Raw genomic sequence first — 14,028 nt, forward strand, 5'->3', positions numbered from 1 at the left:
AATAATTAGATTTGCCGACTTGTTAAAAAAATATATAGCTTATATAGACTAATAATTACAAACAAATGCAGGGTAAAGGTTTTATTAAATTTATGGCAATACTTCTAGGTATTGTCTGTGTGTATTCTCTCTCATTCAACTTTGTCACTTCGAAAGTTGAAAAAGACGCAAAGGCTTATGCCAAAGGAGACTTAGATAAGGAAAAAGCTTATTTAGATTCTATGGCCACAGTGCCGGTTTATCCTGTTTTTGGATTTAACTACCAGTTCTGTAAAGAAAAAGAAATTAACCTTGGGCTAGACCTTAAAGGTGGGATGAACGTAACGATGGAAATCTCGTTAGCGGAACTGGTTAAATCTTTAGCTGGTAATCCTGATGATGCTAATTTCAACAAAGCATTAGCAATTGCTCAAGAGAAACTAAACGCTGGTGGAAAAGATTTCATCGCCATATTTGTAGATGAGTTTGAGAAACTTTCTCCAAATGTGAAATTGGCTGACTACTTTTCAAATCAGGACAACGCTAAATTGCTTAAAGCTAATGCCAGCAATTCGGATGTTAAAAATTATTTGTCTAAAGAAGCAACAAGTGCGATAGATCGTTCTTTCGTGATCATCAGAAGCCGTATCGATGGTTTCGGTGTGGTAAGTCCTAACATGCAGAAACAAGAAGGTACGAACCGTATCCTGATTGAGATGCCAGGTGTTCAGGATAAAGAAAGGGTTCACAAATTATTGCAAGGATCTGCAGAATTACAATTCTGGCAGGTATACAACAATGAGGAAGTGTATCCAGTATTAGAAAACATCAACAAGACTTTAGCTGCCACTTTAAAAACTACTGATGTAGCTCCAGCAGGTACTGATACCACTGCCGCTAAATCGGAAAGTAAATTGGCTGGTCTTGCTAAAAATAAAGACACTAAAGATTCTGCAGCGGTTAAAAACAAAGACCTTGCGAAATCTAACCCATTGTTCTCTGTATTAAACGTGCCTACTTACCAAGGTGAAAACGGTCAGACGTCATTACGTCCAGGACCAGTTGTAGGTTGGGTAGCTCAAAAAGATACGGCTAAAGTAAACTCTTATTTCAAAAGATCAGAAGTAGCTTCTATCATTCCTCAGAGTTTCAAATTCATGTGGAGTGTGAAACCAATGGACGTTTCGACGACTGGTGGTGCTAAGATTTTCGAATTGTATGCGATCAAATCTACTTCAATGGATGGCAAACCAGATTTAGGTGGTGATGCAATCAGCGATGCCCGTCATGATTACGATCAGAAAGGCAGACCAGAAGTAACCATGTACATGACTGGTGATGGTGCTACGAAATGGAAAAAAATTACTGCAGAAGCAGCAGCAGATCCAAACAACAAAAAATCTATTGCAATTGTATTAGACAACACGGTTTACTCTGCACCAACTGTACAGAACGAAATTCCTAACGGTATCTCTTCTATCACTGGTAACTTCACTGTAAACGATACACAAGATTTAGCCAACATCTTAAAAGCAGGTAAGCTTCCAGCTCCAGCTAGAATCGTTGGTGAGTTCGTGGTTGGTCCTTCTCTAGGTGAAGTAGCAATCCATGACGGTTTAATCTCTTTCGTACTTGCCTTCGTGGTAATCTTGGTATTCATGGCTTTATATTACAATAAAGCAGGATGGGTAGCTAACCTTGCGTTAGTGATCAACTTATTCTTCATCATGGGTATCCTGGTTTCACTAGGTGCAGTATTGACCTTGCCAGGTATCGCAGGTATCGTATTGGTAATCGGTTTATCCGTAGATGCGAACATCCTGATCTTCGAACGTGTAAGAGAAGAGCTGACCTTAGGTAAACCAACTCCGGTTGCAATCAAAGAAGGTTTCAAACATGCGATGTCTTCTATCATTGACTCGAACGTTACAGTATTTGTATTAGGTGCGATCCTTTACATCTTCGGTACTGGTCCGGTTCAAGGTTTTGCAACGACACTTTGTATTGGTATTCTTTCGTCATTATTCTGTGCGGTATTGATCTCACGTTTAGTCTTCGATTGGTTATTAGAGAAAAAATCAAACATTACTTTCGGTAATAAATACACCATTCACGCCTTCAAAAACATCGCGTTTAACTTCGTTGGACATAGAAAAATCTATTACAGCATTTCTACTGCGATCATCGTATTAGGTTTCATCTTCTACTTCAAAAATGGTGGATTGAACTTAGGTATCGACTTTAAAGGTGGTAGAACTTATATCGTTCACTTCGATAAAGGAATGGAAACGGAAGATGTAAAAGCAAAATTAGCAGCGGTATTCCCTGAGTCGGAAACTGTAGTTAAAACTGCTGGTGCAAACAACGAATTGAAAATCACCACTACTTATCACATCACTGATCAAGACAATGGTGCGGATAAATTGGTAGAAAAAGCCCTTCAGGAAGGTCTTGCTAAAACAGGTGTTCCTTATAAAATTGAAAGTAATGAGAAGGTAGGTCCTATCATTGCAAGTGACATCGTTTACGGAGCTTACGGAGCAATCCTGTTCTCTTGTTTAGTGATGTTTATCTATATCGTAGTGAGGTTCAAGAAACTGAATTATGGTTTAGGAGCGGTGATCGCGTTATTCCATGACGTGTTATTAGTACTATCTTTCTACACGATTTTAGACGGTGTGCTTCCATTCTCATTAGAGATTGGCCAGGATTTCATCGCGGCGATCTTAACGGTAATGGGTTATACCATGACGGAAACTGTAGTTGTATTTGACCGTATCCGTGAGAAATTAGCGGAAACCGGAAAAGAAGACTTACATGGTGAAGAACGTAATAAACTGATCAACTTTGCCCTAAACAGCACATTGAGTCGTACTATTTTGACTTCATTAACGGTGTTCTTCGTATTACTTGTGATCTTCATCTTCGGTGGCGCAAGTATCCGCGGATTTATCTTCGCACTATTGATCGGTCGTATCATCGGTACCTACTCTTCATTGTGTATCTCTACCCCTATCGTTATTGATTTAGGTAAGAACAAATAAGAAATCTAAATATTTATTGATTAAAGGCACCCTTTTTGGGTGCCTTTTTTGTTATCAGTATATTTAAGAAACTCAAATACTATGGAGCAACACTTTCCGAAAGGCAGCAAAACAAGAATAGTCATTGTAGGTGGCGGATTTGGTGGGATTGAATTAGCGAAAAAACTAAGAGATAAAGAGATAGAAGTGATCATGGTAGATAAACATAACTACCATACTTTTCAGCCATTATTGTATCAGGTAGCGACCGGTGGATTAGAAGCCGACTCTATCGCCTTCCCCCTCCGCAAGATTTTTAAAGGTCAGAAAAACCTGACTTTCCGTGTGGCGGAAGTGAGTGCTGTTGATCCCTTGAATAATTGCATCCATACGAGTATCGGCACCATTGATTACGACCATTTGGTAATCGCTACGGGCTCTACCAGCAATTTCTTCGGGCAAGATGAGATTCAGGAAAATGCCATGCCGATGAAATCCATTCCAGAAGCTTTAAATCTGAGAAGTTTGATCCTTCAAAATTTAGAAGCTGCACAGATTGCCCCGGATCCTTCTGTGGCGAATGAACTGCTGACTTTTGTAGTCGTGGGTGGTGGTCCTACCGGAGTGGAAACCGCCGGTGCCATTGCCGAGCTTAAAAAACATGTGTTAAAAAGTGATTATCCAGAACTGGATATCGATAAGGTACGCATTTATCTGATTGAAGGTTCTCCAGAATTATTGGGTGCCATGTCGCCCCAGGCTTCCAAAAAAGCACGCCTGTTTTTAACAGAGTTAGGCGTCAATATTATGACGGAAGCGAGAGTGCAATCTTTTAATGGCAAAATGCTAACCCTCGCAGATGGACAGCAGATTGGCTCTTCCAACGTGATCTGGTCTGCAGGTGTAAAAGGTGTGGTACTGGAGGGCTTAAATCCGGAGATCATTGTTCGTGGCAATCGTTTAAAGGTGGATGAAATCAATAAAGTGGATGGTTACGCCAATATTTACGCCATAGGCGATGTTGCTGCAATGATCACGACAGAATTTCCTAATGGACATCCAGGCGTTGCTCCTGCTGCCATTCAGCAAGGAAGGCAGTTGGCAGGAAACTTATTGAATATCATTGAAAAGAAAACCACCGTTAATTTTAAATATAAGGATAAAGGGGCTATGGCCACGGTAGGTCGCAACCGTGCAGTTGTTGATTTACATAACATTAGATTTCAAGGGGTATTCGCGTGGTTTACCTGGATGTTTGTACATTTGATGACACTCGTTGGCTTTAGAAATAAACTCGTGGTTTTTGTAAACTGGGTTTGGAGTTATTTCAGCTACGATCGTGGCACAAGATTGATTATCCGACCGTATTACAAGAAAATAAAGCATGAACCAGCAAAAGTCGATTAAACTGATAGAATGTCCAAGGGATGCGATGCAAGGCATCCATGATTTCATTGATACCGACCTGAAAGCAGCCTATATAAATTTGCTGCTGCAGGTGGGTTTTGATACCATCGATTTTGGCAGTTTTGTGAGCCCTAAAGCCATTCCTCAGTTAAGAGATACTGCCGAGGTATTGGCAAAACTGGATTTGAGCAGTACATCATCAAAATTGCTAGCCATTGTAGCCAATTTAAGGGGTGTAGAAGCTGCGGTTCAGCATCCAGAGATTGATCAGCTCGGCTTTCCTTTTTCTATCTCTGAGACTTTTCAAATGCGCAATACGAATGCTACGATTGCTGCTTCCCTGGATACGGTGAAGCAAATGCTGGAGCTTTGCAGTAAACATGATAAAACAGCGGTAGTGTATTTATCAATGGGCTTTGGAAATCCTTACGGTGATCCATGGAATGAAGAGATCGTGATGCATTGGGCATCTACACTAGCTAATATGGGTGTCAAAATACTTTCCTTATCAGATACCATTGGAGTGTCCTCTCCGGAAAGAATCAAAAAGATTTTGCCAGGAATGATCAAAAGCTTTGATCAGGTAGAGATAGGTGTTCACTTACACAGCACTCCGGAGACGCGTATTGAAAAAATACAGGCTGCTTATGCTAGTGGATGCTTTCGGTTTGATAGTGCGTTAAAAGGCTTTGGAGGATGTCCTATGGCTGCCGACGACCTTACTGGAAATTTAGCTACAGAAGACCTGATCTGGTTTTTGGAAAGTAAAGGAGAAACTTTAGGACTGAATATGGAGAAATGGAAAGCTGCAGTACAGCTCTCCAATCAAATATTTTTGAGTTAATCACAATCCTTTCTAAGTAAGCTTAAGCTTTCTTTACCATTTTAAAGTGCTGAAATCCTGCTTCTTCAAATTGCGGTCCTTCGGCTACGAAACCAAATTTAGCATACAAAGGCATAGCAGGAAGCTGTGCATTCAGGTAAATGTAATGCGCATCTGCAGGTAAATCTGCTAAAGCTGCAGCTACCAACGCCTGCCCTATTCGCTTACCCCTATATTCTTTCAATACAGCAAACCTTTCCAGCTTATAACCCTGATCGGTTTTTCTCCACCTACAAGCACCACATGGCTGATTGTCCATCGTAGCAAGAAAATGGGTTGATTCTTCTTCATTTTCCCATTCCAGTTCTGGCGGACAATTCTGCTCTTCCACAAAAACAACTCTCCTGATCGCAAATACATGATCTAATGTCTCTTTTCCGATTGCTTTATTTACAAATAGTGTTTCCATTGCTTGCTGATATTTCTACAAATATGGTAAAAAATAGGGCTTCAACCGAAAGTAATTTTGGGTCATCTGACCCTATTAATGCTCTAAAAACTTCGTTAAATTAGAACTACAATTTATTTTCTTTACAGGAGCCGCCGAAAACCTGGAACAGAGTAGGCATTCCATCCAAAGTTTTTGCCGTTTTTTGATTTATAAAAGCTGCCGCAATATGAAAAATTGGTATGTATATAAAGGAACCGGTGATTACTTTGACTCTCACAATTACCGGAGAATAGCGAAAAAAGCCACACCTTCCTGTGTTAACGGCTGCAAAATATGCGCAGTATTACTGAATGACAAGGCTTTGACCCCCAGCAAGCCTTTTAGTGATAAATTAATGCAACATATGGTTGACTCCATTGCCAGCGGTCTCCCTCAACCATTCGAAAATCCAAAAGTACGTTTAAAAAATTGTTGATTAATATAATTAAATGCATCATTTAGCACGTTTTTGATTATTTAACAATTATTGTAGGTATCACTGTTTTATTATTAAACAAAGCGCAAATCATTGTAAGTCAAAAATTTGTCGGCACAACATGTACTCCTTAAATTCGTAGATTACGCAGAATAAATTGTGTAACCATAAAGATGGATTTAAGGAGTAAATCGACTGTGCTGCTCGTGATTAGCTTACTATTGTCTTTCACAGAGCAAACCCTCGCACAATTATGTAATGGTAGTTTTGGAGATCCTGTAGTACTGATTGATTTCGGTAGAGGTACTGATTTTTTTGGTCCCTCTCTCGGGAATAAGACCAGCTATAGTTATGTCACGTCCACAGGTCCTTCCGATGGTAGCTATACCATTGAACAGAGTGTTGGATATTCCAACCAAGGCGGTTCTTGGCATTACATCAAAAACCATACGCCAAATGATCCTGAAGGATATTTGATGATGATAAATGCCAGTTTCAATCCTGGTATTTTTTACGAAACAGATGTACCTACAGATTTGTGTCCTAATACTACTTATGAATTTGCCTGCTGGGTGACCAATCTTTTAAGATTTCGAGGGATTAGACCCAATCTGACCTTTCAAATACTGTCAATGGACGATCAAATCCTTCAAACATTTAGCACCGGGGATATTCCGGAAACTACCGAACCTACCTGGAAGCAGTATGGAGGTTTGTTCAATACACCTGATGGAGTAAATAGAATTAAGATCAGAATCATTAACAACGCCCCGGGAGGGGCAGGAAATGACCTCGCAATCGATGACATTACATTCCGTGCATGTGGCACAAAAATTACCACCAGCATAGATAATATACCTAATCAAACCACAAAAGCAGTATGTGAAAACGAACCGATTAGTCTTAGCATTACCTCTAGTACGGAAGGATCTAACACTTTACAATACCTATGGCAGACAAAAAATGGAGAGACATGGAGAGACCTAAATGAGGAGACCAATCCACAAATTACAATCAATACCTCCGGCTTGTCAACAGGCAATAATGAATATCGAGTCTTGGTTGCGGAGCCCAGCAACTTCGGCGCTCCAGCTTGTAGAACGGCTTCTGCACCAATTATCATTACCGTCAAACCAGCTCCACAGCTCAGTATATCTTCAAATTATTCAATTTGTGTAGGGCAGAGCCAACAATTAGAACTGACTGGAACGGATGGTACTTACCTATGGACAGGTCCAAACAATTTTAGCTCTACACTAAAATCACCGACCATCAGCAATGCTGGACCAAATGAAGCCGGAACCTATCAGGTTATCGTTACTGCAAATGGCTGTACAAATAGCATTCAAACCAATCTTACAGTTATCCCACAGCCAGTTGCAGCGGTCAATCAGCCCCCAGCTCCCATTTGTTATGGGGCCTCCATCCTACTCGAAGCATCTGGTGGCAATTCCTATAAATGGAGCCCAACTACCGGTTTATCCGATCCAAATATTGCCAATCCTATTGCCTCCCCGACTCATACAACTACTTATGAAGTGACCGTATCAAACGGTTTCTGTGAAGATAAAGCGCAGGTTACTGTAAATGTTTATCAGCAAATACTAGCCAATGCAGGAAGTAACAAAGTCATCATGGAAGGAGAATCTACCACTTTAGATGGGACAGTATCTGGTGATAACCTCGAATATTTCTGGACTCCTTCAAAGGGTCTGGATGATCCAAAAAAATTAACGCCTATAGCCACACCACTAGCCACCACTACCTACACACTAAATGTGGCCTCATTAAACAATTGCAATGGCGCGACCTCCAGTATGACCGTTAAAGTTTTCAAAAAGGTGATTATTCCAAATACATTTACACCCAACGGCGACGGCATTAATGATGTATGGAATATTGAAGCCTTGCAAGCTTACCCCAATGCAGAGGTAAAAGTAATGAACCGTTTCGGCGAAAGGGTATTCAGTGCGAAAGGCAATTTTCAAAACTGGGATGGCTGGTATAAAGGAAAAAGTTTACCGGTAGGGACCTACTTTTATTGGATCGACCTCCATGAGGCTGGCCAAAAGCCTTTAGTTGGTCCAGTAACAATTTTGAAGTAAATCACAAGGCCTGTCCCAAATCATGGAGCAGGCCTTGCTGTTATTTTAAGAATCATAAAGATTCTTGATGTTGATCTAAATGAAAAACTATAGTTTATCGCTGGCGTCTCTACAGTTAAGGTCTTCGAAAGCCTGAGTTAAACGTTTAACAAAAGCTTCTTCACCTTTACGTAACCAAACGCGAGGATCATAATATTTCTTATTTGGTTTATCATCGCCATCTGGATTACCGATTTGCGCCTGAAGATAAGCTTCATTTGCTTTATAGTAATCCAAAACACCTTCCCATAATGCCCATTGCATGTCAGTATCGATGTTCATTTTGATTGCTCCGTAAGAAATCGCTTCTCTGATTTCTTCCTGAGTAGAACCTGAACCACCGTGGAATACAAAGTTGATCGGTTTTTCAGCAGTGATCGCGTATTTTTCTCTAATGAAATCCTGAGAGTTCTTAAGAATTACCGGCTGTAATTTCACATTACCTGGTTTGTATACACCGTGAACATTACCGAAAGCTGCTGCTACCGTAAATTTATCACTTACTTTACTCAATTCTTCATAAGCATAAGCTACTTCTGAAGGTTGAGTGTATAATTTAGAGCTATCTACATCACTGTTGTCTACTCCATCTTCTTCTCCACCAGTTACACCTAGTTCGATTTCGATGGTCATACCAATTTTCGCCATGCGAGCAAGGTATTTAGCAGAAATCTCTATGTTTTCTTCGATAGATTCTTCTGATAAATCTAACATATGTGAAGAAAACAATGGTTTACCATGCGCTGCGAAGAATTTTTCGCCATGGTCTAATAAACCGTCGATCCATGGTAATAGTTTCTTTGCTGCGTGGTCAGTATGCAAAACTACTGCAACACCGTAATGCTCAGCTAATAAATGAACATGTTTAGCTGCAGAAACTGCGCCTAATACACATGCATTCAAATTGTCATTATTCAATGTTTTTCCAGCATAAAATTGGGCACCGCCATTGGAAAGCTGAATAATAACAGGTGAATTAACTGCCTTTGCTGTTTCCATTACCGCATTAATTGTGTTGGTACCGGTAACATTAACTGCAGGTAATGCAAACTGATGTTTTTTAGCCTGTTCAAACAATTCCTGAACGGCATCTCCGTAAATTACGCCTTTATAGCCTTTTAAACTCATTTTTTATAATTTTATATATGCCGAAGTTAGGAAAAATATCCCTCTGGCCAAATCTAAGGCCGATTATTTTTAACTAAAAACTACCTTAAACTCTTCTAATTTTTTTTTGTTTCTTTGTACTCGCATTTTTCAACAAATAACATGGCTTGGTTTAAGAGAGAAAAAAAAGGTATCAGTACAAGGACAGAAGAAAAAAAAGAAGCGCCAGACGGTTTATGGAACAAGTGTCCTAATTGTAAGAAAGCACTCCACAGTGCCGATCTGGTTGAAAATAAATACGTTTGCCAATATTGCGACTACCATTTACGGGTAGGATCAAAGGAATATTTTCAGGTATTGTTTGACAATAATGAGTTCACAGAGTTATTTGCAAATCTAACTTCAGGTGACCCATTGAACTTCACAGACAGTAAACCTTATGTAGACCGCTTGGTAGAAAGTCAGGCTAAAACTGGCTTAAAAGACGCAATCAGAGCAGGTGTAGGTAAGATTGAAGGACAGGACTTAGTAATTGCCTGTATGGACTTCAACTTTATCGGTGGTTCTATGGGATCAGTAGTAGGTGAGAAAATCGCCCGCTCTATTGACTATAGCATCAAGCACAAAATTCCGTTCCTGATGATTTCAAAATCTGGTGGTGCCAGAATGATGGAAGCCGCATTTTCGTTAATGCAAATGGCAAAAACATCGGCTAAATTGGCCTTGTTGAGCCAGGCAAAAATTCCATACATTTCCTTACTGACAGATCCTACTACAGGTGGTGTAACTGCATCTTACGCAATGCTGGGCGATATCAATATCGCAGAACCAGGCGCTTTGATCGGTTTTGCTGGCCCAAGGGTAATTAAAGAAACGATCAAAAAAGACCTTCCTAAAGGATTTCAAACTGCAGAGTTTGTACAGGAACATGGTTTCCTTGACTTTATTGTAGACCGCAGGGCGATGAAAGCTAAAATTGCAGCTTTCCTTAAAATGGTTGCAAACTAAGATCAGCATTTAATATCCAGTTGCATTGAACTGAATAATGCAATCGAATAGATTGAATTACATTATTTATTATGTTCAATTGAACTGAACAGTTTAAACATAAAAAAAGTGGGAGTTGTAAAAACTCCCACTTTTTTTATGTGATTTATTTTTTTGTTTTACATTTCGATTGAAGAAATCTACCATATTGTAGATTTCTTCAATTCTTTGCTTCTAAGCCTATTTATTAGGATCAGTAGAGAAAGAGTAAGGGAAATCCGTTTCTTTCGTTCCACGCTGCTTATTTGGCGTTGCAGACATATTGAAATCAAGCGTTGCACCTTTAACCAGTTCAGAATGGCTTAACCAATTTTTTGGATAGGCAGCACCGTTGTATTTCAACCCTTGAACATATCTGTTGGCGTCACTGTTATTCGCTGCATTGATCACTACTTTTTTACCATTTTCCAGGCTCAAAGTCACCTTTTTAAATAATGGTGCACCCAATACATATTGATCTGTAGCAGGGGTTACCGGGTAGAAGCCCAATGCTGAGAATACATACCAGGCGGAAGTCTGGCCATTATCCTCATCACCGCAATAACCGTCGGGAGTTGCTTTATACATCCGGTTCATGGTTTCACGTACCCAATATTGAGTTTTCCATGGCGCACCAGCATAATTGTACAAATAAATCATGTGTTGAATCGGTTGGTTACCATGCGCATATTGACCCATATTGGCAATCTGCATCTCACGAATTTCATGGATTACACCACCATAATAGCTATCGTCAAAGATTGGAGGCAAAGTAAATACAGAGTCCAGTTTCTGAACAAATTTCTCTTTACCACCCATTAATTTAGAAAGTCCATCAATATCCTGGAATACTGACCAGGAATAATGCCAGCTGTTACCTTCTGTAAAAGCATCACCCCATTTGAAAGGATTAAACGGAGATTGGAAATTACCATCTTTATTTTTACCTCTCATCAATCCACTAGCTGGATCAAAAAGGTTTTTATAGTTCATACTACGTTTTGCATAAAGATCAGTTTCTGCTTTTGGCTTACCTAATGCTTTACCCAATTTGTAAATCGTGAAATCGTCATACGCATATTCTAAAGTACGCGCTGCATTTTCATTGATTTTCACATCATAAGGTACGTACCCCAATTCGTTATAATACTTCACTCCTGCTCTTCCTACTGCATCTAACGGTCCTTCATTGTTTGCACCATGGATCAAGGCATCGTATAGCGTATTGATATCATAACCACGAAGTCCTTTAATGTAAGCATCAGCCACTACAGAAGCTGAATTGTTACCTACCATTACATTCGCATAACCTGGGCTAGACCATTCTGGCAACCATCCGCCTTCTTTATAGTCGTTGATCAAACCTTCCTGCATTTCTTTATTGATCGATGGGTAAACCAGGTTCAAGAAAGGATATAATGCTCTGAAAGTATCCCAGAATCCTGTTCCAGCAAACATATAACCTGGCAGAATTTTGCCATTATATGGGCTCCAGTGAACAATTTTATTACTGGCATCCAATTCATATAATTTGTTAGGGAAAAATAAAGTACGGTAAAAGCTAGAGTAAAAAGTACGGGTCTGGTCTACAGTACCGCCTTCTACAGCTACTCTACTTAGCGTTTTATTCCAAACATCTTTAGCTTTTGCTTTGGTAGCATCGAAAGTATCATTGGCCAGTTCTCTCTTTAAATTAAGTTCTGCCTGTTCAAAGCTGATGAAAGAAGAAGCAACTTTCATTACTACTTGTTCCCCTTTTTTAGTTTTAAAACCTACGATTGCACCGGAATGATCTGCTTTAATCTCCAGCTCATCTTTCAACAGCTCTTTACCTTTCCAGGCATTCGCAGACACGAAATCTTTATCGAAATAGGCTACAAAATAGTTTTTAAAGTTTTCAGGTGTCATCTTATGACTGTGTCTGGTAGTATAACCAATTACTTTTCTTTCTTTAGGAAAAATCTTAATGTAAGATCCTTTGTCGAAAGCATCAATCACTACAAAAGAGCTATCCGATTTTGGAAAAGTAAACCTGAACTGTGCCGCACGCTCGGTTGGTGTGATCTCTGTAGTCACATCAGCGTCTGCCAGGTAAACACTATAGTAATAAGGTTTAGCTACTTCCGCTTTATGCGAATACCAGCTGGCGCGATCATCCTGATCAATGCGTTTTTTACCGGTTACCGGCATGATCGAAAACTGACCATAATCGTTCATCCATGGAGATGGCTGATGGGTTTGTTTGAAGCCACGAATTTTATCGGCATCGTAAGTATAGGCCCATCCATCTCCCATTTTACCGGTTTGTGGTGTCCAGAAGTTCATACCCCAAGGCAGGGCAATTGTTGGATAAGTATTTCCGTTAGACATTGAGGGCTTGCTTGCCGTTCCCATCAAAGGGTTGATCCATTCAACCGGATCGCTCAATTTACCAACGGTTTGCGCAAAAGCTGCGGAAGAACCGGCAATCAATAATGCAGTTAAGTAACGCTTCATCATCATGATATTGGATAAGTAGTTTATGTTATTTGGTTTAAAATCTAGCCTCAAACGCTCTATTTGAACATTTCTGTAAACAAACGATTGTTTTATGTATTAAAAACGTTTTAGCACAGTCCTAAAGTAGGAGATTTTTTTAAATAAAAAAAGGCACTATATTTAAATATGGTGCCTTCATTAACAATGTAGCTGTAATTGTTACTTTAGAACGGATATTTGGGCTTACCTTCCTGGGAAGGTTCCTGGCTCATGACTGGAGCCCATAGGCTTATTGGTTCGGCGGTGGTGCTTGACAAAATCTGTCCGACTAAAGTCTCCGGCAGAAGAGGTATCGCCAGTATCTGGCTTATTGTTCCCAAAATCTTCTGTTTCTTTGTACACCGTTTTCCTGTGACTGTGTTTTTCATTTTTCTTTTCCGGCTTTTTCATAACGATAGGGTTTAGTATTAATTTATCGCAATTAAAGATTAACAACAGAAAAATCCAGAATGTTTTAGAAAATATAAGGATGAAATTAAAAGAAAAATGTTGGCCTTAATTCTTCTTATCTATCAGCAGATAAAACCTTTGGCGTGTATATTTTCTCCTTGATCAGCGCTGCTAATACGGTCAGCTCACTTTCCTCAAAAGCAGAAGTGGCCATCAGTAACATCGGATAAGATACCAGGGGATCTGTATAAGAAGGTTGTCGGTAGCTGAAATCTAATACCTGGAAGCCCAGGCGTTCGTAAAACCCGATTCTACGAATAGAATATTCATCTTCAGGAGGTTCTACTTCTAACAGAATCCTGCCAGGAAGCAGTGATTTATAATAATTGAGCACGGAAGCGCCATAATTTTTGCCTCTTAACTCCGCATCAATTGCAAAATGTTCTACAAAATAACTGCCGGAAATCTCCCACCAGATGATAAAACCAATATGTCCGTCGTCGGTATGAATCAGATCAAGGTGCATTTCCTGATCTGTAGAGATTCTGTTTAATAAGGAATCCCAATCCCTCCGCTCATGCGGAGGGAAGGCATCCTCATATAGTTTTTTTATAAAGGTCAGCGAGGGATCACTGGCCGTCGTAATTCTGTGGAACTGCATAACA

Annotated in this window: 10 protein-coding genes; 5 read left to right on the forward strand and 5 right to left on the reverse strand. The window is 39.8% G+C overall.

Annotation, left to right across the window (positions count from 1 at the left end):
- Positions 1-65 precede the first annotated feature (65 nt).
- The 3 genes from secDF (at position 66) to K7X70_RS21070 (ending at position 5,253) form a co-directional block, all read left to right on the forward strand.
- Entirely contained in the window at positions 66-3,023 is a 2,958-nt protein-coding gene (gene secDF / locus K7X70_RS21060; RefSeq protein WP_062549973.1) for a protein translocase subunit SecDF, read from the forward strand.
- Between the two features lie 81 nt (positions 3,024-3,104).
- Entirely contained in the window at positions 3,105-4,409 is a 1,305-nt protein-coding gene (locus tag K7X70_RS21065) for an NAD(P)/FAD-dependent oxidoreductase (protein ID WP_222538902.1), read from the forward strand.
- Positions 4,387-5,253: a hydroxymethylglutaryl-CoA lyase gene (locus K7X70_RS21070; protein ID WP_222538903.1), complete on the forward strand. Its 867-nt coding sequence runs from the start codon at positions 4,387-4,389 to the stop codon at positions 5,251-5,253. The genes K7X70_RS21065 and K7X70_RS21070 overlap by 23 nt, the downstream gene beginning before the upstream one ends.
- 22 nt (positions 5,254-5,275) lie before the next feature.
- Here the strand turns inward: K7X70_RS21070 and K7X70_RS21075 are convergent, their stop codons facing one another.
- Entirely contained in the window at positions 5,276-5,701 is a 426-nt protein-coding gene (locus K7X70_RS21075; RefSeq protein WP_222538904.1) for a GNAT family N-acetyltransferase, read from the reverse strand.
- 630 nt (positions 5,702-6,331) lie between these two features.
- Between K7X70_RS21075 and K7X70_RS21080 the strand changes: the two genes are divergently transcribed.
- Complete coding sequence (locus tag K7X70_RS21080) at positions 6,332-8,263, forward strand: T9SS type B sorting domain-containing protein (RefSeq protein WP_222538905.1); 1,932 nt, start codon at positions 6,332-6,334, stop codon at positions 8,261-8,263.
- Between the two features lie 87 nt (positions 8,264-8,350).
- Here the strand turns inward: K7X70_RS21080 and fbaA are convergent, their stop codons facing one another.
- Positions 8,351-9,430, reverse strand: coding sequence for a class II fructose-bisphosphate aldolase (gene fbaA, locus K7X70_RS21085; protein ID WP_062549978.1), 1,080 nt, complete (start codon positions 9,428-9,430; stop codon positions 8,351-8,353).
- Between the two features lie 141 nt (positions 9,431-9,571).
- On the opposite strand from fbaA, the gene accD reads away from it, so the two are divergent.
- Entirely contained in the window at positions 9,572-10,417 is an 846-nt protein-coding gene (gene accD / locus K7X70_RS21090; protein WP_062549979.1) for an acetyl-CoA carboxylase, carboxyltransferase subunit beta, read from the forward strand.
- A gap of 219 nt (positions 10,418-10,636) precedes the next feature.
- On the opposite strand, the gene K7X70_RS21095 is transcribed toward accD, so the two are convergent.
- The 3 genes from K7X70_RS21095 to K7X70_RS21105 form a co-directional block, all read right to left on the reverse strand.
- Positions 10,637-12,931, reverse strand: a complete 2,295-nt coding sequence (locus K7X70_RS21095; protein ID WP_222539071.1) for a GH92 family glycosyl hydrolase — start codon at positions 12,929-12,931, stop codon at positions 10,637-10,639.
- A 225-nt stretch (positions 12,932-13,156) separates the two neighbouring features.
- Positions 13,157-13,363 carry a hypothetical protein gene (locus K7X70_RS21100; RefSeq protein ID WP_222538906.1) on the reverse strand — a complete coding sequence of 69 codons (207 nt, stop codon included), beginning with the start codon at positions 13,361-13,363 and terminating at the stop codon, positions 13,157-13,159.
- A 115-nt stretch (positions 13,364-13,478) separates the two neighbouring features.
- Positions 13,479-14,024 (reverse strand): GNAT family N-acetyltransferase, encoded by a 546-nt coding sequence (locus K7X70_RS21105; protein ID WP_222538907.1) that lies wholly within the window; start codon positions 14,022-14,024, stop codon positions 13,479-13,481.
- Positions 14,025-14,028 lie beyond the last annotated feature (4 nt).

Source organism: Pedobacter polysacchareus, from assembly GCF_019802255.1.
GTDB classification, from domain to species: Bacteria; Bacteroidota; Bacteroidia; order Sphingobacteriales; family Sphingobacteriaceae; genus Pedobacter; species Pedobacter polysacchareus.

Excerpts from the sequence above, each read along its gene's own strand:
- K7X70_RS21065 (WP_222538902.1), top strand. The coding sequence starts at position 3,105 with ATGGAGCAACACTTTCCGAAAGGCAGCAAAACAAGAATAGTCATTGTA.
- K7X70_RS21075 (WP_222538904.1), bottom strand. The coding sequence starts at position 5,701 with ATGGAAACACTATTTGTAAATAAAGCAATCGGAAAAGAGACATTAGAT.
- K7X70_RS21080 (WP_222538905.1), top strand. The coding sequence starts at position 6,332 with ATGGATTTAAGGAGTAAATCGACTGTGCTGCTCGTGATTAGCTTACTA.
- secDF (WP_062549973.1), top strand. The coding sequence starts at position 66 with ATGCAGGGTAAAGGTTTTATTAAATTTATGGCAATACTTCTAGGTATT.
- accD (WP_062549979.1), top strand. The coding sequence starts at position 9,572 with ATGGCTTGGTTTAAGAGAGAAAAAAAAGGTATCAGTACAAGGACAGAA.
- K7X70_RS21100 (WP_222538906.1), bottom strand. The coding sequence starts at position 13,363 with ATGAAAAAGCCGGAAAAGAAAAATGAAAAACACAGTCACAGGAAAACG.
- K7X70_RS21095 (WP_222539071.1), bottom strand. The coding sequence starts at position 12,931 with ATGAAGCGTTACTTAACTGCATTATTGATTGCCGGTTCTTCCGCAGCT.
- fbaA (WP_062549978.1), bottom strand. The coding sequence starts at position 9,430 with ATGAGTTTAAAAGGCTATAAAGGCGTAATTTACGGAGATGCCGTTCAG.
- K7X70_RS21070 (WP_222538903.1), top strand. The coding sequence starts at position 4,387 with ATGAACCAGCAAAAGTCGATTAAACTGATAGAATGTCCAAGGGATGCG.
- K7X70_RS21105 (WP_222538907.1), bottom strand. The coding sequence starts at position 14,024 with ATGCAGTTCCACAGAATTACGACGGCCAGTGATCCCTCGCTGACCTTT.